Here is a 19,344-nt window from a genome sequence, read left to right on the forward strand (position 1 = left end):
CACTGTGGGGGATCCGAACGAGAGCGGCGCTATCCGGGGAGCAGCGCGGCAGGTGTTCGAAAAGATCCTGCCCGGAAACGACTAAGGTGAACCATGAGCGACTTCGCGATATCCAACATGGCGTCAACGATCCCGTCGACGGCGTCGACGTGAAGCGTCAGATCAACACCAACCAGACGCCACACGAGCGGGCGCAGCATCATGCCGATGTGCGCGCCACTCCGTCGGCTTCGCCATCCGAGCCGTTCTTGCCTGAAAGACTCCGGCGCAAGCCGACCGATCCCATCAATCCGCGCACCGGCCGCCATCCGACGGATTAGGAACCTCGGTACCGAGCGCGTGTTGGTCGCCGCAACGAGCCGTAGGAACGATCGCCGTCACCAGGCCGTTACAGAACCGTCACGAAAAATAGCTCGTCGATTATCGACTGATGGCGCTAGTAACGGTTAAACCGACACCGATCGATTTCGCGATCGCAAACGAGATTGCGGATCATACCAACGCAGGGCTTGAGCAGACGGCTGAAGCCCTGACCTGGGGCGCCGACGAGCATGTGCTGCTCGCCCTCGCCTCTGCGGGTTGGCTTTACACCCGGCTTCGAGCTGGGGAAGAACGCCGCGTTGCTAATCACATCCTGGCGGTTTCGGTCGCAACGGCTGTGCTGCCGCATATCCTGAAATCGGTGTTCGACCAGGTCCGGCCGGACCGCCTAACGGTACGAGGCCATCGCCGCGGCGTCCCTTTCTCCGGACGGCCCCGCGACGCCTTCCCGTCCGGCCATGCCGTGCACATGGGCGCGCTGGCGTCCGCGGCCGGCTTGCTGCCGCCGGGCCGGCGTCGTCTCGCGCGCTCCATTGCAGCGGGCCTCTCGCTGACCCGTGTCGCGCTGCTCGCGCACTGGGCGAGCGATGTCGTCGCAGGCTTCACCCTCGGCATCCTCGTCGAGCGGATGCTGAGGCCATGGACGTTGGCGAGGCCGAGCCGCGGGCCCAGAGATCGCCGGCCACGGCGATGACCGAATATGTGCTCCGCTTCATCGCCGGCGGCGTGATCGTATCCGGCTTTGCGATCCTCGGCGACATGCTGAGGCCCAAGAGTTTTGGCGGCCTCCTCGGCGCCGCGCCATCGGTCGCGCTCGCCACGCTCGGCATCGCCGTCGTCCAGCACGGCCCGCAATTCGCTGCGGCCGAAAGCTGGACGATGATTTACGGCGCGATCGCCCTCGCCTGCTACAGCCTTGCCGTCTGCCATCTCCTGATGAGGCTTCGACTGGCAGCGCTGCCCGCCACCATCATCGCTTCCGTCGTATGGCTTGCCGTCGCCTTTGCCCTGCTCGCGGGTTTTGGAGGGGCCGCCTGATGCTGATCAAACTGTCGTCGTCCGCTCTGAAGCAAACGAAATGGTACGAATACGGCGTTCGCTTCCTGCTCGGCGGACTGGCGACGGTCGTCGCAGGCGCAGTGAGTGCACGCTTTGGCGTCGCTGTCGGTGGGCTCTTCCTCGCATTACCAGCGATCTTTTGTGCCAGCGCGACGCTGATCGAAAGCCATGAGCGCCGGGCCAAGGAGAAGGCGGGTTTCAGCGGACGGAGACGCGGCCAGCAGGCGGCAGCTCTCGATGCGGCGGGTGCAGGCCTCGGAAGCATTGGCCTTGCGGCATTTGCGGCTACCTTCTACGCCCTGGTCGCAACGAACGTGATCGGAGCATTCGCGGCCGCCATCCTGGTCTGGGCTGCCGTCTCGGTTTCGGCCTGGTCGCTGAGGCGAAAGCTTCGCATCACCTCCCACGCCACGCGGGTTGAACGCTGAGGCGATCAGCGAGATACCGCAGTCTCTTCCCGCAGCATCAGGAAATCGTACATCTCGGCCGCAGTCTGCAACTGGTCGATGCGTGCGACGACGGAGTCGCGCTGATGACCGCTCGGCAGGCACGCTAGTTCGTGCTCGAGGCGTAGCCTCTGCGCGTCGAGACGTTGTTCGAATGTGTGGGGCTCAGATCGTCTTCGCATTGTCCGTCCTCGGCGGCTGCAGGCCCGGGCTGTTGGCCCAGCGCTCGACTTGCTCGATCACCTTCTGATGGCTGGGACGCTTCGGCTTCTGCGCCTCCGCCTCTTCGGAAAGCTTGCGAGGTAACCTGACTTCATCCGTCATGGCTTATCTCCCTTTCCAAAAGAACGCGCCATCGAGCGGGTCGTTTCAATAATAACATATTGATTCTGCTAAATTATTTTACTCATTGGGCGATTGTTTCGACTCTTGTGGAACCGTCGCCAAATTCGTTCGTTGAGTAAATTATTCAACCTGCACATTTTGCGTGACCGACCATGAACGACCTTCGGGCCGAGCGCCTTCAAGTCATGCTCTCGCCGGAAGAGCTGGCGGCTGTTGATGATTTCCGGTTCAAACATCGCATGCCGACCCGCGCGGCCGCAGTCCGCGAGCTCCTCAAGTTCGGCCTCGCCGCTGTGGGCGTCGATGCCGGGGCCGGCGTGAAGTCGAGCAGCTTCGGCGTGTTCGGCCGCGGCCGCGACGGACATACTCAAGTCGACCCTGAGGGCGACAACGAAAACTGATCCGGATCTTTCTCCCAAAGCAAACGACCCCGGCACGGTGGGTGCCAGGGCCGTTCTTGGAGATTGCTTCCGGAGCACCGGGGGCATGTCACCGGAAGCAATCCATCGACTCTTCGCGCCGGGATTCGTTCCTCGCGGAATTAGCCAGTCGGCGCGGCGCCGGAATCGTCCGGGCTCATGCCGGAGCCCGGCGTCTTGCTGTTATCGTTCAGCTTGGGATCGCGCGTCGCCTCGCGCGATGGCGAGCCCTTCTGGTCCGTCTTGTGCACGGTCTGCGCGCGCTGTTTGTCGCGCGGCTGATCTTCCGCGCGCTTGTCCTTGACGATGCCGTGGTCGGAATGTGCCATGATGTCCTCTCGCGTGTTTCGATGCCTCGAAGCGCTTACGCTCCGGTAAGTCGAATGTTCCGAACGTGCGAAAGGAGTGCGACGCTAGCTGTGCGCCGCATGCACCGCCACGGATGCGTTTTCGTGATGCATCTGCCGGACCGTCGTCAGCGTCGCGAACGCGACCGAGACGCCAAAGGCGAGCATGAGTGAGAGAAGTGCCAGACGTGGAGCCATCGCAAAACCTCCTTCTGGAATCGGGAAAATGAACGCGATCGACTATTCCTGGTTATTGCTGATTGGTCGCGCCCGTTCCGTGAGCGGTCTCACACGCGGACTCACGAAAGCGAGAGCGGCTATGCATCTAGGTTTTGGCGGACGCGAATTTTCACCGGCGGGACTTCGCCATCGAGCCAGTCTTGCTCTTTCGCCAAGGCCGTCCAGGCATCCGCCATGCGCGAATAGCGATTATAGGCGGGTTGCCCTGCCGAACGCTCGGCCAATTGCAGACAGTTCTCGGCGTTGTCTCTGAAGATATCAGACTGTTTCATGGATAAGACGTGGGCATGGAACCTGCGCCCCGCAACCGCCCTTACAGGATCGTAACCTCCGCCGGAACTTCGCACGCCACAGGCCATTGGATAGTCATGCGGATATTTGTCGCGATCGTCCTCGCCTTCGTCAGCACTGCAGCTCTTGCCGACAGCACGGGCGAGCAGGTGCGCGGTGATCGCGCGCCCGACGCAACGGACGTCATCAGCGGCCTCTACGCCTTCAGCCGCTTCCAGCACGGTCTGCTGGAGAGCACCGACCTGAAGGGCAATGCGGAGGTCAAGAACCTCGCTGCGCTGCGCGACGAAGAGGCGGCCAAGCGGGACAAGGCGCTCAAGGAGATTCAGGACGCCATCGGCGCCGAGCCGCGCGTGAGCAAGGCAAAATCGGCCGGCATCAGCCTTGCCCAACCCGATGATACGGACGGGCCGGCCTATGTCAGAAGTTTCTATGCCGCACAGATTCCCGAATATGAATCCGCGATTGCCCTGCTCGAGCGCTATCTGAGGACGCCCGACAATCCCGCACTCGCTGTTTTCGCCCACGAGCACCTGCCGGTGCTGCGCGCGCAGTTGAAGGATGCCGAACGTACCATGGCTGACAAGTAGCAGCCTACTTGTCCTCAGGGTGATGCTGCTGGCCCGCTTGGGGCACCGGCCGGCGCCCACGCCGATCCGGATCCCGACGTTCCTAAGCCGGCGGGCTGGAGTTTCCGAATTGGAACACCCCAGCCCCCTCCTAAGGGCTGACAATTTTTGAGGAATTCGATGGAACTCTCGCCAACCTCCGCAGTTGGTTTGGCCGGGCTGAGCAAAACAGGTTCCAATTCCTCGCGCCGCAACCTTGGCGCTTGATTTCGAATTTGGCTGACGCTCTATTTTGATCAGTTGCGTCACGCCGTGGATTCGGCCGACGCTTGCGGGGGAATTAGTATGAGCGACCTCGATTCCGGAACGGCATCACGCTCCGGTCGTCGCATCCCGAAACCCAAACCCAACGGCACATCGGAGCCGGATTCCCGGCCGGAATTGCTGCTTGCGCTCCAGGCCATGCGGAGCGGTGACTTCTCCGTGCGCATGAGCGGCGACTATCTCGGGATCGACGGCAAGATCGCCGATACTTTCAACGAAATCATCGCCGCCAACCAGCGCATGGCGCAGCAGCTCGAGCTGGTCGGCCAAGTGGTGGGACGCGAAGGCAAGACCCGCCAGCGCGTAAAATTCGGCCTCGCCTCCGGTTCCTGGGCCGACATGGAAGGCTCCGTCAACACGCTGATCGACGATCTGTTGTGGCCGACGCGCGAGGTGACCCGCGCGGTCGCAGCGGTGGCGCAGGGCGACCTGCTCCAGACCGTCAAGCTCGACGTCGAGGGCCGCCCGCTCCGCGGCGAATTCCTGCAATCGGCGACCATCGTCAACACGATGATCAAGCAGCTCGGCGTCTTCACCTCCGAGGTGACACGCGTCGCGCGCGAGGTCGGCACCGAGGGAAAACTCGGCGGCCAGGCCCAGGTGCCGGAAGTGACCGGTGTCTGGAAAGACCTGACCGAGAGCGTCAACTCGATGGCGAACAACCTCACCAACCAGGTTCGCAACATCGCCGAGGTGACGATCGCAGTGGCCAACGGCGACTTGTCCAAGAAGATCACCGTCGACGTCCGCGGCGAGATCCTTCAGCTCAAGGAAGCCATCAACACGATGGTGGACCAGTTGCGCTCCTTCGCCTCCGAAGTGACGCGCGTCGCGCGTGAGGTCGGCACCGACGGCAAGCTCGGCGGCCAGGCCATCGTGCCCGGCGTCGCCGGCACCTGGAAGGACTTGACGGACTCCGTAAACGCGATGTGCGGCAACCTCACCGCACAGGTCCGCAACATCGCCAACGTGACGACCGCCGTGGCGCGCGGCGACTTGTCCCGCAAGATCACAGTGGACGTGCGCGGCGAAATTCTGGAGCTGAAGGACACCATCAACACCATGGTGGACCAGTTGAACGCCTTCGCCTCCGAAGTGACGCGCGTCGCGCGCGAGGTCGGCACCGAAGGCAAACTCGGCGGCCAGGCGCAAGTGCCCGGCGTAGCCGGCACCTGGAAGGACCTGACCGACAACGTCAACTTCATGGCGTCGAACCTGACCGCACAGGTCCGCAACATCGCCGACGTCGCCACCGCCATCGCGGGCGGAGACCTCTCCAAGAAGATCACCGTGAACGTGTCGGGCGAAATCCTTCAGCTGAAGGAAACGCTCAATACCTGCGTGGACCAGCTCAACGCCTTCGCCGGCGAAGTCACGCGCGTCGCCCGCGAGGTCGGTACCGAAGGCCGGCTCGGGGGCCAGGCCAACGTGCTCGGCGTCGCCGGCACCTGGAAGGACCTCACCGAAAGCGTCAACTCGATGGCGTCGAACCTGACCGCGCAGGTTCGCAACATCGCCGAGGTGACGACGGCGGTCGCCGGCGGCGACTTGTCGAAGAAGATCACCGTGGACACGCGCGGCGAAATCCTGGAGCTGAAGGACACCATCAACACCATGGTGGACCAGCTCAACGCCTTCGCCGGCGAAGTCACGCGCGTCGCGCGTGAGGTCGGCACCGAAGGCAAGCTCGGCGGCCAGGCCGTCGTGCGCGGCGTCGGCGGCACCTGGAAGGACTTGACCGACTCCGTCAACTCGATGGCGTCGAACCTGACCGGCCAGGTCCGCAACATCGCCGAGGTCGCGACCGCGGTCGCCAAGGGCGATTTGTCGAAGAAGATCACGGTGAACGTTTCGGGCGAAATCCTTCAGCTGAAGGAAACGCTCAACACCATGGTGGACCAGCTCAACGCCTTCGCCGGCGAAGTGACGCGCGTGGCGCGCGAAGTCGGCACCGACGGCAAGCTCGGCGGCCAGGCCGGCGTGCCCGGCGTCGCCGGCACCTGGAAGGATTTGACCGATTCCGTCAACTCGATGGCGGGCAACCTGACTGCCCAGGTCCGCAACATCGCCGAGGTCGCGACCGCAATCGCCGGCGGCGACCTCTCGCGCAAGATCACGGTGGACGTCCGCGGCGAGATCCTTCAGCTGAAGGACACGCTCAACACGATGGTCGACCAGCTCAACCGCTTCGCCGGTGAGGTGACGCGCGTGGCGCGCGAGGTCGGCACCGAAGGCCGGCTCGGCGGTCAGGCCAACGTGCCCGGCGTGGCCGGCACCTGGAAGGATCTGACCGATTCCGTCAACTCGATGGCGGGCAACCTCACCGCTCAGGTCCGCAATATCGCCGAGGTCACGACCGCCGTGGCGCGCGGCGACTTGTCCCGCAAGATCACCGTGGACGTGAAAGGCGAAATCCTCGAGCTGAAGAACACCATCAACACCATGGTGGACCAGCTCAACGCTTTCGCCGGCGAGGTGACGCGCGTCGCCCGCGAAGTCGGTACCGAAGGCAAGCTCGGCGGCCAGGCCGAAGTGTCCGGCGTCGCCGGCACCTGGAAGGACCTCACCGACAACGTCAACTTCATGGCCTCGAACCTCACGGCTCAGGTCCGCAACATCGCCGAGGTCGCGACCGCGATCGCCGGCGGCGATTTGTCGAAGAAGATCACGGTGGACGTGCGCGGCGAGATCCTGCTGCTCAAGGACACCTTGAACACGATGGTGGAGCAGCTCCGCTCCTTCGCGGCCGAAGTGACGCGCGTGGCGCGCGAGGTCGGCACCGAAGGCCGGCTCGGCGGTCAGGCGGTCGTGCCCGGCGTCGGCGGCACCTGGAAGGACCTGACCGACAACGTCAACCTGCTCGCGGCCAACCTCACCACGCAGGTTCGCAACATCGCCGAAGTGACCACGGCGGTCGCACGCGGCGACTTGTCTCGCAAGATCACCGTGGACGTGAAGGGCGAAATCCTCGAGCTCAAGAACACCATCAACACCATGGTGGACCAGCTCAACGCGTTCGCCGGCGAAGTCACCCGCGTTGCGCGCGAGGTCGGCACCGAAGGCGAGCTCGGTGGTCAGGCCCAGGTGCCCGGTGTGGCCGGCACCTGGAAGGACCTCACCGACACCGTCAACTTCATGGCGGCGAACCTGACCGAGCAGGTCCGCGGCATCGTCAAGGTGGTGACCGCGGTCGCCAACGGCGACCTCAAACAAAATCTCACCGTGAAGTCGAAGGGCGAGGTCGCGGCACTCGCCGATACCATCAACAACATGACGGAGACGCTCGCGACCTTCGCCGACCAGGTGACGTCGGTGGCGCGCGAGGTCGGCGTCGAAGGCCGGCTGGGTGGTCAAGCCGACGTGCCCGGCGCCGCCGGCACCTGGAAGGACCTTACCGGCAACGTCAACCTGCTCGCGGCCAACCTCACCTCGCAGGTGCGCGCGATCGCGGAGGTGGCAACTGCCGTGACCAAGGGCGATTTGACGCGGTCGATTCAGGTCGACGCCCGCGGCGAAGTGGCCGAGCTCAAAGACAACATCAACACGATGATCACGAACCTCCGTCTGACGACGGATGTGAACACCGAGCAGGACTGGCTGAAGACCAACCTTGCCAAGTTCACCAACATGCTTCAGGGCCAGCGCGATCTCGCGACCGTCGGCCGGCTGCTGCTGACAGAGCTGTCGCCGCTGGTCAACGCACATACCGGCGTGATCTACCGGGTCGAGAACGAGGACAATCCGCAACTCCTCTTGCTTGCCTCCTATGCCGGCGACGGCGTCTATCCCTATCAGCGCGTGCTTCCGTTCGGCGACGGCCTGATCGGCCAATGTGCAATCGACCGGCGCCCGCGCGTGGTCTCCGATATTCCCGCCGACGTGGTGCCGATCAACTCGGCGCTGCTTCGCGTCGCGCCGAAGAACCTCGTGGTGCTGCCCGTGCTGTTCGAGGGCCAGGTCAAGGCGGTGATCGAGCTCGCCTCGCTCGCCTCGTTCACGACCTCGCAGATGACGTTCCTGGAGCAGCTCACCGATTCCATCGGCATCGTGCTCAATTCGATCGAAGCGACGATGCAGACCGAAGGCCTGCTCAAGCAGTCGCAGCAGCTCGCCGGCGAGCTGCAGACGCAGCAGCGCGAGTTGCAGCAGACCAACGACCAGCTCGAGCAGAAGGCGCAGCAGCTCGCCGAGCGCAACGTCGAGGTCGAGCGCAAGAATCAGGAAATCGAGCAGGCGCGCCGCGCGCTTGAGGAAAAGGCAACCGAGCTCGCGCTGACCTCGAAGTACAAGTCGGAATTCCTGGCCAATATGAGCCACGAGCTGCGCACGCCGCTGAACTCGATCCTGATTCTCGGACAGCAGCTCACCGACAATCCCGATGGCAACCTCACGGGCAAACAGGTCGAATTCGCGCGCACCATCCACGGTGCCGGCACCGACCTCCTGAACCTCATCAGCGACATTCTCGATCTCTCCAAGATCGAGTCCGGCACGGTGACAGTGGACGCCGAGGAAATCCTCACCGCCAACCTGCTCGAGACGGTTGGACGCCCGTTCCGGCATGAAGCGGAGAACCGCAATCTGTCGTTCAAGATCGACGTCGATCCGAATCTCGCACGCAGCATCGTCACCGACTCCAAGCGTCTGCAACAGGTGCTGAAGAACCTGCTCTCCAACGCCTTCAAGTTCACCGGTGAAGGCGAAGTGCGGCTGCAGGTCGCCGGCGCGCTCGGCGGTTGGGGCACGGATCATCCCGTGCTGAACTCCGCGCCGGCCGTGATCGCCTTCGAGGTCTCCGATACCGGCATCGGCATTCCCCTCGAGAAGCAGAAGCTGATCTTCGAGGCGTTCCAGCAGGCGGACGCCGGCACCAGCCGCAAATACGGCGGCACTGGCCTTGGCCTCGCCATCAGCCGCGAACTGGCGAGTCTGCTCGGCGGCGAAATCCACCTTCGCAGTGCCCCGGGCAAGGGCTCGACCTTCACGCTGTATCTGCCGCTGAAATACTCCGGCCCGACGCTGGCGCCGCGCGCAGCACCAGCGCCGCAACAGTACAACCAGCCGCCGGCACTCCAGCCGGTCGCGCCAGAACAGCAGCGCGTCATCGAGCAGCTGCCCGACGACCGGCTCAATCTCGAACCCGGCGACAGCATCCTGCTCATCGTCGAGGACGATCCGCATTATGCGCGTATTCTGGTTGATCTCGCTCGCGACAAGGGTTTCAAGGTCCTGGTCGCGGCGCAGGGCGCGGAGGCGCTCGAACTCGCAAAACAGTATCAGCCGAGGGCCGTCTCACTCGACGTGTTTCTGCCCGACATGCTCGGCTGGACTGTGCTGAGCCAGCTCAAGCACAACCCGCTGACGCGCCACATTCCCGTGCAGATCATCACGCTCGACGAAGACCGGCAGCACGCACTCGCCCGCGGCGCCTTTTCCTTCGTCAACAAGCCGACGACCACCGAAGGTGTCGCCGCCGCGCTGACGCAGATCAAGGAATACGCGCGACCGCGGCGCAAGCGGCTCCTGATCGTCGAGGACAACGAGGCCGAGCAGCTGTCGATCCGCGAACTGCTGCATCACGACGACATCGAAATCGTGACCAGCGACACCGGTGCCGGTGCGCTGTCGACTCTGCGCGAAGCGCCCTGCGACTGCGTGGTGCTCGACCTCCGGCTGCCCGATATGAGTGGCTTCGAGGTGCTGGAGCAGATCCGTCGCGACGACACATTGTCGAACGTTCCGGTGGTGGTGTTCACCGGCCGCGAGCTCTCCGCGGAAGAGGATGCGGAACTTCACACCATGGCGCGTAGCATCGTGGTCAAGGGTGTGGAGTCACCCGAACGCCTGCTCGACGAGACTGCGTTGTTCCTGCATCGCGTGATCACCGAGCTGCCGGTCGAGAAGCAGCGCATGCTGGAGAAGCTCAACAGTTCCGACGAGGATTTGATCGGCAAGACCGCGTTGCTGGTCGACGACGACGCCCGCAACATCTTCGCGCTGTCGAGCGTGCTGGAGCGACGCGGCATGAAAGTGCTGACGGCGACCACCGGCCGCGAGGCGGTGACGCTGGTCGAGTCCAACCCGGAAATCGCCATCGTGCTGATGGACATCATGATGCCGCAGATGGATGGCTATCAGACCATCGGCGTGATCCGGGAGAACCCGGCCTTCCTGCGCCTGCCGATCATCGCGCTGACGGCGAAGGCAATGAAGGGCGACCGCGAGAAATGCCTGGAAGCCGGCGCGTCCGACTACCTCGCCAAACCCGTCAACACCGATCAATTGCTGCTTGCGATCCGCATGTGGCTGCACCGCTGAGTTGGATCCGCGAATGGACCACGAAAAGGTCAATATTCTCCTCGTCGACGATCAGCCGGCCAAGCTGCTCGCCTACGAGGTGATCTTGAAGGAACTCGGCGAGAACCTCGTGATCGCCTCGTCCGGCCGCGAGGCGCTGGAGGTCCTGCTCAAGACCGAGATCGCGGTGATCCTGGTCGACGTCTGCATGCCCGAACTCGACGGCTTCGAGCTCGCCGCGATGATCCGCGAGCATCCGCGTTTCCAGAAGACCGCAATGATCTTCATCTCGGCCATTCAGGTCAGCGACATCGACCGGTTGCGCGGCTACGAGATGGGCGCGGTCGATTACGTGCCGGTTCCGGTCGTACCGGAGGTGCTGCGCGCCAAGGTCAAGGTGTTTGCGGAGCTGTACCGCAAGACGCGCGAGCTCGAACGGCTGAACCAGGATCTCGAGGATCGCGTCCGCGCCCGCACGGCCGAACTGGAAAATTCCACCGCGAAGCTGCGCGAGAGCGAAGAGCGGCGCAGCATGGCGATCGCCGCCGGCAAGATGGGATCCTGGGATTGGGACTGGGTCAACGGCGACTGGATGTGGGACGAAGGCCAGTACCGCATCTTCGGCGTGACGCCGGAAACCTTCAACGTCACCTCGGCCAACATCCAGGCGCTGCTCCACCCGGATGACGTCGATCAGTTCGGGCAAGCGGTTGCCGCGTTCAATACCGGCGCCCACGCCTATGAAGGAGAGTTTCGCGTCTGCCGGCCCAATGGCGAGGTGCGCTGGTGCGTCGGCACGGCGGCGGCAACGGTGGAACCGGGCGGTCGCGTGGTGCGGGTGAGCGGAGTCACCGTCGATATCACCGAGCGCAAGCGCGCCGAGGAACGGCAGAACCTGCTCGCACGCGAAGTCGATCATCGGGCCAAGAATGCGCTGGCGCTGGCACAGTCGATCGTGCGCCTCACCCGCGCCGACGAGGTCAAGGCTTACGTCAGTGCCGTCGAGGGGCGCATCAACGCGCTCGCGCGCGTGCACACCATCCTGTCGCTGTCGAGCTGGCAAGGCGCCGAACTCTCCAAGCTGATCGAGGAAGAGCTTGCACCCTATTCGCTCGGCGGACAAATCAAGCTTGCGGGTCCCGAGGTTCAGTTGCTGCCTGCGACAGCCCAGACCCTGGCGCTGGCGCTGCACGAGCTCTTCACCAACTCGGCCAAATATGGCGCGCTCTCGACCCGGTCGGGGCGGCTCGCGATCGGCTGGCAGGCCGAGAACGATCTCCTCATCTTGACCTGGGAGGAGACCGGTGGGCCGTTGGTCAGGACGCCGAAGTCGCGTGGCTTCGGCACGAGAAGCTTGCTCGCCAGTGTCGAATCCCAGCTCGGCGGACAGGCGCAGTTCGATTGGCGTTCAGAGGGCCTGTTGTGCCGTCTCGATGTGCCGTTGACGCGCAAGAGCGCGGCAACATCGGCGGGGCAGGACAAGTTCGCGACCGGCACTTCTCCCGAACTTCAGCGCGCGTCGGGTTAGCGCGACGCAGCGACCTTCAACCGCAACATCGGCCGTGGTTCATCGGCGACACGCCCCTCGAGCCAGGCTTCCGTTTGCGCGAGATCACGCAACGCCGTCGCGTAGCGGCGGGCGGCGCTGCGCTCTGCACCGCGCGGCAGCTTGCGCGCCTTGCGCAACATGTCGGCCGCCGCGTTACGGTAGGCCAGCGAGCGATAGAGAAAGACCACCTTGCCCATATCGAATGTTCCCGTGTTGATGGTGCTCATCCTCGCAAGGTCGGCATGAACGTCGGATGAAGCGGCTCGTGACAATTCCTTCATCCGGATTGGAACCCAGGATGGGGGCGCGCGTTTGCATGCCAGATCGAGTGGCAGTTCCATGCGCGCAAAAAAGTCGCCGAAACAGTCGCAAAGCCTGATCTCTCCTGCCGGAATCATCAAACTGATGACGCACGCGATGATGGGCGCGGCACTCGGCCTGGCCTTCACGCTTGCATTGATCCTGGCCAATCCTGCGGTCGCAGAATTGCTGAACCACGGCGGCCGTGCGGCCGTTTTGGTCTTTGTCGGCACGATGGTGACGACGTTTGCCATCGGTGCCGCGCTGACGGGCGTCGTGTTCATCCTCAACGAGGACAAGGAATCTTGAAGCGCGCGTGAAGCGCAATGTGACGTCTGGTTCGGAACTCCCGCGGCGATGAGCGGTTGGCTGCCTGCGTCGATTTAACTCAGGGAGTTCCCGCGCATGAACACGACCAAGCTCGCTTTCGCCGTGATGTTGGCAACTGGCCTCGCTGCCGCGCCTTTCGCCGCGCAAGCCAAGTCGCATAAGGCCAAACACGGATCGGCGACCTCGTCCTCGCAGACCACCGGCGCCAACATGAAGAAGACCGTTCCTCCCGACGCGTCCGGCCAGGGCGGCGCCGGCCCTGGCAGCGATCAGGGTGGCAGCATGACCAAGCCCCAGAGCGGAATGAGCAAGTAAGCGCCGGCTCACGGCAATAAGAAGCCCCGTGGCGACGCGGGGCTTCTTGTTGCATGTCGCGTTGCGCGACCGCTTTAGCTGCGTCGGATGTCAATGATGTCAAGGCGGCGACTTGCGGAGTCCGTCTTCACGAGGTGGTCGAGCTGCGCCCGCTTGCGCGCGATCAGGAGCTGGGCCGCGGCATGGTCGAGGCCCTCACGCTGCAACTGCCGGATCGCGGAACCCAATTCCAGGATTTCGGCGCGCAGCTTCAGAATCCGGTAGGTGTCCGGGTCTTCCTCCACCGTCTGCCTCCATCCGCCACCTAAGTGCCATGTCTCAACGGCGCACGGGCCTGCTCTCGCCCTTCAGCGGACGAAGACGCACCCGGTCGCGGATGTGGGCAACACCCCGCCACCGCCGGACGCCTTCCATTCGCCGATCAACAGATCGATTTTCCGGCGCAGATCCATCTGCGCCTGGGCCCGTTCGGTGCAGTCGCGATCCCGATTGACCAGATCCCGCACGGACGCCTCGACATCGGCCATCTCCAGCCTCAAGGCGCTGATTTTGCGTCGAATTTCATTAATTCTATTGTCCATGACTTGTTAGAACAAAATAAGAACATATAGTCAAGCCACGAATTCAGTGTGGAGAGCGACATGCAGGTTCAGGGTAAATACGACGCCAAGGCTTTTCTCATGGAGCAGATGACCCGGGCGCAGGGGTTGCGGCTGAGGCGGCTGAGTGAGGAGGCCTATCAGCCCGCGCAATACGATCGCGGCCTGTCCTCTGCCGAAGCCGCGCGCCGCATCCAGGTGCTCGAAGCGGAGATCGAACTCGCGAACTCCTTCTGAGGCGCGCACACGACGCCTTTGGAACGTTGCGTCAGCACTCCTGTTCTCTTCCGAGGCCAAGGGGAGGTCACGGGAGAGAGTTGATGGCACGCAAGGCAAAGAAACGCCGTTACTCACGCAGTGCCGGCAATGATGTCGAGCGCGAGATGCGGCGTTACAAGAAGGGGACTGCGAAGAGCGGACCAGGCGGCCGCGGCGGACGCGTGAAGAGCCGCAAGCAGGCGATTGCGATCGGCCTGTCGGAAGCCCGCAAGAAAGGCAAGAAGGTGCCGAAGAAGGCCTCGAAGCGGAAGACGTCCAAGACGAAGAAGAAGAAGAGCTCGAAGCGAAAATCCGCCAGGCGGTGACGCCGACCGGCATCAGATCATGCTGCCGGGCATGAAGCAGCGAATCGAAACGCCGAACGCCGTCTTGACCGGCCAGACCATGGTACGGCCGGCGAGGTTCGGTTCGGTGATCACGGCTTCGTCGGGGACCTCGACCCACTCTCCGTCGAGACGGACCCGGTAGTGCCCATTGTGCGAGTCCCAGTCAGGATCGGCCACCGCAACGCCGTCGGCGTCCGAACAGCACGGACCGAGATGGCTGCGCAGGCTGTCGAACCAGGGTTTCAGCGGCGAATCGGTGAAGCGGCCGTCATCGCGCCCCATGGCGCTTCCGCCCGACAGCACCAGCGGCGCCGCGAGCAGCGCAAGCTTCAGCCAGAGCTTCAATCGATCCATGTCGGCACCGATCAAATGCGAACCACCGGCGGGTTCCACAAAGCAGCCGGACGTCCGAAGTTCTACTCCTGCAACTTGCCTCGGCGCCGTCACTGCCGCCAAGGTACAACAAGCGATTCCAAAAGTGTGACGAGCGAACGCGGCTTTTTCGGGCGAACCCGTCATCATTGCTGCCGTTAACGAGAATGTTATCGGCGGCCTGTGGGTATCTCGAAAGGCTCGCACGAAAAAGGCGGCCCGCAGGCCGCCTTTTGAATTTGCCGTCAAGACCGAGAGGTTATGCCAGCGGCACCGCCACGAAACGAATCGCCTCGGCGTTCTTCACCTGCAGCAGCACGCTGTTCTTGCCGGACGATTTGGCCTGCGCCAGTTCGGAGCGGACGTCGCCGACATTGGCGACCGCCTTGCCGCCGACATTGAGGATGACGTCGCCGGTCTGGATGCCGCGCTGTGCCGCCGGTCCCTGCGGGTCGACCTCGGTGACCACGACGCCCTTCTGGCCTGCGCCCTGAACGTCGCCGGCCGGCGCCAGGCTGAGCCCGAGGCGCGGCGTGCCGGGGGCCTGCTGCGTCTTGCCGTCGTCAGCTTTGGCCTGCTTTTCGTTCGGCAGCTCGCCGAGCGCCAGCGTCATCGTCTTGGTATCGCCCTTGTGGACGACATCGAGCTTCACGGATGTGCCCGGCGCCAGCGTGGCAATGGTGCGGGCGAGATCGCGGGAGTCCTTGATCGCGGTGCCATTGACGGCGGTGATGACGTCGCCAGCCTCGATGCCGGCCTTCGCCGCCGGGCTGCCATCCTGCGGGTTATCGACGATTGCGCCGCGCGCCTCTTTCAGGCCGAGGCTCTCGGCGATCTCCGCAGTCACCGGCTGCACCTGCACACCGAGCCAGCCGCGGGTGACGGCGCCCTTGTCCTTCAGCTGCGCGATCACGAGCTTGGCGGTCGAGGACGGAATATCGAAGCCGATGCCGACCGAGCCGCCCGAGGGCGAGAAGATCGCGGTGTTCACGCCGATCACGTTGCCGTTCATGTCGAAGGCCGGACCGCCGGAATTGCCCTTGTTGATCGGTGCATCGATCTGGATGTAGTCGTCATAGGGGCCGTTACCGATGTCGCGGCCGCTGGCGGAGACGATACCGGCCGTCACGGTGCCGCCGAGGCCGAAGGGATTGCCGACCGCGACCACCCAGTCGCCGATCCGCGGCTTCTGGTCGGAGAATTTCACGAACGGGAAGTCCTTCTTGCCGTCGACCTTGATCAGCGCGAGGTCGGTCTTCGGATCGGTGCCGACCACCTTCGCGGTGTAGATCGTGCCGTCGTCCATCGTCACCTGCACGGACTCGGCGTGGTCGACGACGTGGTTGTTGGTCACGGCATAGCCGTCGGCCGAGATGAAGAAGCCGGAGCCCTCGCCCGTGATCACTTGGTGACGCTGGCGCGGCATGCCGTTCATGCCACCCGGGCCGCGGAAGCCGAACTGTTGCGAGAACTGGTCGAACGGGGAATTCTCGTCCTGATCCATCCGGTTCTGTTGCAGCATCGCGCTCTTGTCGTTGTCCTGGTCGATCTTCACCCGCACCGAGATGACGGCGGGCTTGACCTTGCTGACGAGGTCGCCGAAGCCCGACGGCGTCGCGGCGCTTTCAGCGGCCTGCGCAGGCGAAATCAGGGAGTTCACGCCGAACGGCGTCGAAGCGGGAGACGCAGCCAGCACGGCCACGCCAAGCGCTGCCACGGTGCCGAGCAGCGCGAGCCGGCGCGGCTTCAGAATTGTACGGGTTCTGGTGGTGTCGGAATTGACGCGATCGATCATGTCGAAATGTCCATGTTGGGTAAGTCGCCTTGTACCCAACATGGACGTCGCCACCTTACGACGTCCCGTCCACGCGATTAAATCTTGGAAAAGTAACTGCGGCAGGCGGCCGCAGTTCAGCTTCTCGAAACAGACGTCGCTCCGCGCAACGACAGCCCAGCGAGCGGTCCTTTGGGGTTTTCAGCGAAAGCGCTCACGCCGCAGCGGGTCGCTCCCATGCCGCGGCTGCGATGGCGTCCTCTTCGCGTTGCGCATTGCACGCGTCGAAATGCGCCTTCAATGCAATCTCGGCGAGATATTCGAAATGTTCGGCCTGGCCGAGCAGCTGCCAGTTCTGGAGCGGCCGATAGGCCGCCTGCTGGCGACAGAGGGACGCCAGCGCGCGGTAGCGACGTACGTTCTCCATGAGACCCTCCCTCGCATTCACACGGGCTTATCACCCTGATTTACGTCACGCCGATGGCGATTGTGCAAAACATTTTTTGCGTGCCCAGCCGCCTTAACCTGGGTTAACTTTTAGGAAAGCCGCAGACCTGCATTGGTTCCTATCCTCACAGGCCTCACGTTCCGGGAAGGCGCGCTGCGCCTCGGTCCGTAGGCCCCCGGGAAACGTCGCGAGCGCGCCCAACGTCTCCGTAATCTACCGGATGCGCACACCTTCTCCCGCACGCATCGGCCGCGAGGAATTATCCTGCAGTTTCGGAACCCGACCAGCTTCCGCGGCAACGCGAATGGCCGCGATGTTGGCGGCATAATCGGCACTGCTCTTGCCGCGGAAGACGGCGGAACCTGCAACGAGCGTGTCAGCGCCAGCCGCGGCAACAGGAGCGGCATTGTCACCCGTGACGCCGCCATCGACCTCGAGCCGGATCGGCCGCTCGCCGATCATGCTGCGAATGCGCGCGATCTTCTCGAGCTGGGATTCGAGGAAGGACTGGCCGCCGAAGCCCGGGTTGACCGTCATCACCAGCACGAGATCCAGACGATCGAGCACATATTCGATCGCACTCTCGGGCGTCGCCGGACACAGGCTGACGCCGGCCTTCTTGCCGAGTGCCCGGATCGCCTGGAGCGAACGGTCGAGATGCGGGCCCGCCTCGGCATGGACGGTGATGACATCGGCCCCCGCCTTCGCGAACGCTTCCAGATAGGGATCGACAGGTGCAATCATCAGATGCACGTCGAAGACCTTCTTCGTTACCGGCCGGATCGCCTTGATGACGTCCGCGCCAAAACTGATGTTCGGCACGAAGTGGCCGTCCATGACGTCGCAATGGATCCAGTCGGCGCCGGCCGCATCGATTGCTGCGACCTCCTCGCCGAGGCGGGCGAAATCCGCCGCAAGGATCGAGGGGGCGATAATGATCTCCCTGGTCATGGCTTTGCACTCCGCGCATCTGCCCCGCCGCTGAAGACACGGCTCGCCAGGACGTCGATGGGATCGATGGTCTCGAGATCGGCGACGTCGAGCATGCGATCGAGATCCGACACCAGGCGATCGGCTTGCCGCAGTCGAATGCGATCGACCGCGTTGCGGATCGAGCGCGCGTTGGAGAAGAACGGCTGGGTTCGTCGTAACGCGATATACTTCTCGAACGCCTCGCGCGCCGCCACCGAAAAGCGATAGCCGCGCTCCCTCAGCATCAGCTCGGCGATGACCAGCAGCTCGGCTTCCGCATAATCGGGAAATTCGACGTGATGGGCGATGCGCGAGCGGAAGCCGGGATTGGAGGCGAAGAAGCTATTCATGCGCTCGCCATAGCCGGCGAGGATCACCACGAGGTCCTCGCGCTGGTTCTCCATCACCTGGAGCAGGATCTCGATCGCCTCCTGGCCGTAGTCGCGCTCGTTGTCAGGCCGGTGCAGGTAATAGGCCTCGTCGATGAAGAGCACGCCTCCCATCGCCTTCTTCAATATCTCTTTCGTCTTCGGCGCGGTATGGCCGATATATTGCCCGACGAGATCGTCGCGCGTCACCGAGATCACCTGCCCGCGCCGCACGAAGCCGAGACCGTGCAGGATCTTTGCCATGCGCAACGCCACCGTGGTCTTGCCGGTGCCGGGATTGCCGGTGAACGACATGTGCAGCGTCGGCGGTGCCGATGCGAGGCCCGCGCGCTGGCGGATGCGCTCGATCAGCAGCAGCGAGGCGATCTGGCGCACGCGGCTCTTGACCGGCTTCAGGCCGATCAGCTCCTGCTCGAGCTGTTGCAGCGTGTCGGTGATCCCGGCCGCTTCGGCCTCCTTGCGGAGATCGAAACTGGTCTCACCGCCTTCGGCGGCCGTTGCATGGGGAACGTCGAGCATGGGCACCTCGAAGAAAAGAGCTTCGCCGCGGGGGAGCGGCGAAGCAGTGGTCCGCCAAGAATACGGAGCAGGGAGCGCTCCGCGCGGAAGGGAGTGATTATTGCGAGGCGTGGGCGGCCGGCTTGCGCACGGTGCTGTACCGGATTGCGCGGCCGCCCACCTCTTGCCGCACCAGCTCGAACTCGGCCTCCTGAGGCGGACGGTTGACCAGGAAGGAGATCCGCACCGATTCCCAGCCATGACTGGAATCGAACCCGCTGATGCGGATGTAACGGTCGCCGTACACCCTGCGGCACTCGGCGAGTTCCATCATCACGCCGGCGGCGTCCTGGAGGTCGAAGATCGGCAGGCCCCACATCTCCCAATAGGTGTTGCGGGGATGCGGGTCGTCGGTGAACTCGATGTTCACCGCCCAGCCATTGGTGAGGCAGTATTGCACCTGCTTCGTGATCTGGTCGTCGGTCAGATCCGGCAGGAACGAGAAGCAGCCCTGGGTCAGTTTCATGTTCTGTCT

Annotated in this window: 26 protein-coding genes; 12 read left to right on the forward strand and 14 right to left on the reverse strand. The window is 63.7% G+C overall.

The window, feature by feature from the left end; all coding sequences use genetic code 11:
• Positions 1-86: 86 nt before the first annotated feature.
• The 4 genes from K3F49_RS15000 (at position 87) to K3F49_RS15015 (ending at position 1,808) form a co-directional block, all read left to right on the forward strand.
• A complete protein-coding gene (locus tag K3F49_RS15000; protein WP_234681712.1) occupies positions 87-320 on the forward strand; it encodes a hypothetical protein in 234 nt (77 codons plus the stop codon).
• 110 nt (positions 321-430) lie between these two features.
• The gene (locus K3F49_RS15005) at positions 431-1,015 is read left to right on the forward strand and encodes a phosphatase PAP2 family protein (protein WP_234681713.1); all 585 of its coding nucleotides are present in this window, start codon (positions 431-433) and stop codon (positions 1,013-1,015) included.
• Positions 1,012-1,359, forward strand: coding sequence for a DUF3147 family protein (locus tag K3F49_RS15010; protein ID WP_234681714.1), 348 nt, complete (start codon positions 1,012-1,014; stop codon positions 1,357-1,359). The genes K3F49_RS15005 and K3F49_RS15010 overlap by 4 nt, the downstream gene beginning before the upstream one ends.
• A complete protein-coding gene (locus K3F49_RS15015) occupies positions 1,359-1,808 on the forward strand; it encodes a DUF3147 family protein (RefSeq protein ID WP_234681715.1) in 450 nt (149 codons plus the stop codon). Before K3F49_RS15010 ends, K3F49_RS15015 begins: the two co-directional genes overlap by 1 nt.
• Positions 1,809-1,813: 5 nt before the next feature.
• Here the strand turns inward: K3F49_RS15015 and K3F49_RS15020 are convergent, their stop codons facing one another.
• Positions 1,814-2,008 (reverse strand): hypothetical protein, encoded by a 195-nt coding sequence (locus K3F49_RS15020; protein WP_234681716.1) that lies wholly within the window; start codon positions 2,006-2,008, stop codon positions 1,814-1,816.
• On the reverse strand, positions 1,992-2,150 hold the full coding sequence (locus tag K3F49_RS15025) for a hypothetical protein (protein ID WP_234681717.1): 159 nt from the start codon (positions 2,148-2,150) through the stop codon (positions 1,992-1,994). Before K3F49_RS15025 ends, K3F49_RS15020 begins: the two co-directional genes overlap by 17 nt.
• Positions 2,151-2,323: 173 nt before the next feature.
• On the opposite strand from K3F49_RS15025, the gene K3F49_RS15030 reads away from it, so the two are divergent.
• The gene (locus tag K3F49_RS15030) at positions 2,324-2,572 is read left to right on the forward strand and encodes a hypothetical protein (RefSeq protein ID WP_234681718.1); all 249 of its coding nucleotides are present in this window, start codon (positions 2,324-2,326) and stop codon (positions 2,570-2,572) included.
• A 140-nt stretch (positions 2,573-2,712) separates the two neighbouring features.
• On the opposite strand, the gene K3F49_RS15035 is transcribed toward K3F49_RS15030, so the two are convergent.
• The 3 genes from K3F49_RS15035 to K3F49_RS15040 form a co-directional block, all read right to left on the reverse strand.
• The gene (locus K3F49_RS15035) at positions 2,713-2,919 is read right to left on the reverse strand and encodes a hypothetical protein (RefSeq protein WP_234681719.1); all 207 of its coding nucleotides are present in this window, start codon (positions 2,917-2,919) and stop codon (positions 2,713-2,715) included.
• 84 nt (positions 2,920-3,003) lie between these two features.
• The gene (locus K3F49_RS39185) at positions 3,004-3,135 is read right to left on the reverse strand and encodes a hypothetical protein (RefSeq protein ID WP_276575382.1); all 132 of its coding nucleotides are present in this window, start codon (positions 3,133-3,135) and stop codon (positions 3,004-3,006) included.
• A gap of 119 nt (positions 3,136-3,254) precedes the next feature.
• Positions 3,255-3,449 carry a hypothetical protein gene (locus tag K3F49_RS15040; RefSeq protein ID WP_234681720.1) on the reverse strand — a complete coding sequence of 65 codons (195 nt, stop codon included), beginning with the start codon at positions 3,447-3,449 and terminating at the stop codon, positions 3,255-3,257.
• Between the two features lie 96 nt (positions 3,450-3,545).
• On the opposite strand from K3F49_RS15040, the gene K3F49_RS15045 reads away from it, so the two are divergent.
• From K3F49_RS15045 to K3F49_RS15055, 3 genes are all read left to right on the forward strand, one after another.
• Positions 3,546-4,058 carry a DUF4142 domain-containing protein gene (locus tag K3F49_RS15045; protein WP_234681721.1) on the forward strand — a complete coding sequence of 171 codons (513 nt, stop codon included), beginning with the start codon at positions 3,546-3,548 and terminating at the stop codon, positions 4,056-4,058.
• Between the two features lie 324 nt (positions 4,059-4,382).
• Positions 4,383-10,679 carry a HAMP domain-containing protein gene (locus K3F49_RS15050; RefSeq protein ID WP_234681722.1) on the forward strand — a complete coding sequence of 2,099 codons (6,297 nt, stop codon included), beginning with the start codon at positions 4,383-4,385 and terminating at the stop codon, positions 10,677-10,679.
• A gap of 13 nt (positions 10,680-10,692) precedes the next feature.
• Complete coding sequence (locus tag K3F49_RS15055; RefSeq protein ID WP_234681723.1) at positions 10,693-12,186, forward strand: sensor histidine kinase; 1,494 nt, start codon at positions 10,693-10,695, stop codon at positions 12,184-12,186.
• Here the strand turns inward: K3F49_RS15055 and K3F49_RS15060 are convergent.
• On the reverse strand, positions 12,183-12,404 hold the full coding sequence (locus K3F49_RS15060) for a hypothetical protein (protein ID WP_234681724.1): 222 nt from the start codon (positions 12,402-12,404) through the stop codon (positions 12,183-12,185). The genes K3F49_RS15055 and K3F49_RS15060 overlap by 4 nt on opposite strands.
• A 142-nt stretch (positions 12,405-12,546) precedes the next feature.
• Here K3F49_RS15060 and K3F49_RS15065 point away from each other — a divergent pair, with 142 nt between their 5' ends.
• Both K3F49_RS15065 and K3F49_RS15070 read left to right on the forward strand, forming a co-directional pair.
• On the forward strand, positions 12,547-12,816 hold the full coding sequence (locus tag K3F49_RS15065; protein WP_234681725.1) for a hypothetical protein: 270 nt from the start codon (positions 12,547-12,549) through the stop codon (positions 12,814-12,816).
• A gap of 96 nt (positions 12,817-12,912) precedes the next feature.
• Positions 12,913-13,152, forward strand: coding sequence for a hypothetical protein (locus tag K3F49_RS15070; protein ID WP_234681726.1), 240 nt, complete (start codon positions 12,913-12,915; stop codon positions 13,150-13,152).
• Between the two features lie 74 nt (positions 13,153-13,226).
• Here the strand turns inward: K3F49_RS15070 and K3F49_RS15075 are convergent, their stop codons facing one another.
• A complete protein-coding gene (locus tag K3F49_RS15075; protein WP_234681727.1) occupies positions 13,227-13,436 on the reverse strand; it encodes a hypothetical protein in 210 nt (69 codons plus the stop codon).
• Between the two features lie 63 nt (positions 13,437-13,499).
• Complete coding sequence (locus K3F49_RS15080; protein WP_452101102.1) at positions 13,500-13,679, reverse strand: hypothetical protein; 180 nt, start codon at positions 13,677-13,679, stop codon at positions 13,500-13,502.
• Between the two features lie 114 nt (positions 13,680-13,793).
• On the opposite strand from K3F49_RS15080, the gene K3F49_RS15085 reads away from it, so the two are divergent.
• Both K3F49_RS15085 and K3F49_RS15090 read left to right on the forward strand, forming a co-directional pair.
• Positions 13,794-13,988: a DUF3072 domain-containing protein gene (locus tag K3F49_RS15085; protein ID WP_234681728.1), complete on the forward strand. Its 195-nt coding sequence runs from the start codon at positions 13,794-13,796 to the stop codon at positions 13,986-13,988.
• Between the two features lie 83 nt (positions 13,989-14,071).
• Positions 14,072-14,335 (forward strand): DUF6496 domain-containing protein, encoded by a 264-nt coding sequence (locus K3F49_RS15090; RefSeq protein ID WP_234681729.1) that lies wholly within the window; start codon positions 14,072-14,074, stop codon positions 14,333-14,335.
• A gap of 12 nt (positions 14,336-14,347) precedes the next feature.
• Here the strand turns inward: K3F49_RS15090 and K3F49_RS15095 are convergent, their stop codons facing one another.
• From K3F49_RS15095 to K3F49_RS15120, 6 genes are all read right to left on the reverse strand, one after another.
• Positions 14,348-14,710 carry a hypothetical protein gene (locus K3F49_RS15095; protein ID WP_234681730.1) on the reverse strand — a complete coding sequence of 121 codons (363 nt, stop codon included), beginning with the start codon at positions 14,708-14,710 and terminating at the stop codon, positions 14,348-14,350.
• 277 nt (positions 14,711-14,987) lie between these two features.
• Positions 14,988-16,523: a Do family serine endopeptidase gene (locus K3F49_RS15100; RefSeq protein WP_234681731.1), complete on the reverse strand. Its 1,536-nt coding sequence runs from the start codon at positions 16,521-16,523 to the stop codon at positions 14,988-14,990.
• Between the two features lie 193 nt (positions 16,524-16,716).
• On the reverse strand, positions 16,717-16,929 hold the full coding sequence (locus K3F49_RS15105; protein ID WP_148776202.1) for a hypothetical protein: 213 nt from the start codon (positions 16,927-16,929) through the stop codon (positions 16,717-16,719).
• Between the two features lie 234 nt (positions 16,930-17,163).
• Positions 17,164-17,901, reverse strand: a complete 738-nt coding sequence (gene rpe / locus K3F49_RS15110; RefSeq protein ID WP_234681732.1) for a ribulose-phosphate 3-epimerase — start codon at positions 17,899-17,901, stop codon at positions 17,164-17,166.
• On the reverse strand, positions 17,898-18,830 hold the full coding sequence (gene cbbX, locus K3F49_RS15115) for a CbbX protein (RefSeq protein ID WP_234681733.1): 933 nt from the start codon (positions 18,828-18,830) through the stop codon (positions 17,898-17,900). Before cbbX ends, rpe begins: the two co-directional genes overlap by 4 nt.
• 97 nt (positions 18,831-18,927) lie before the next feature.
• The gene (locus K3F49_RS15120) at positions 18,928-19,335 is read right to left on the reverse strand and encodes a ribulose bisphosphate carboxylase small subunit (protein WP_234681734.1); all 408 of its coding nucleotides are present in this window, start codon (positions 19,333-19,335) and stop codon (positions 18,928-18,930) included.
• Positions 19,336-19,344: the final 9 nt, after the last annotated feature.

It is taken from the genome of Bradyrhizobium monzae (genome assembly GCF_021458635.1).
GTDB lineage: Bacteria > Pseudomonadota > Alphaproteobacteria > Rhizobiales > Xanthobacteraceae > Bradyrhizobium.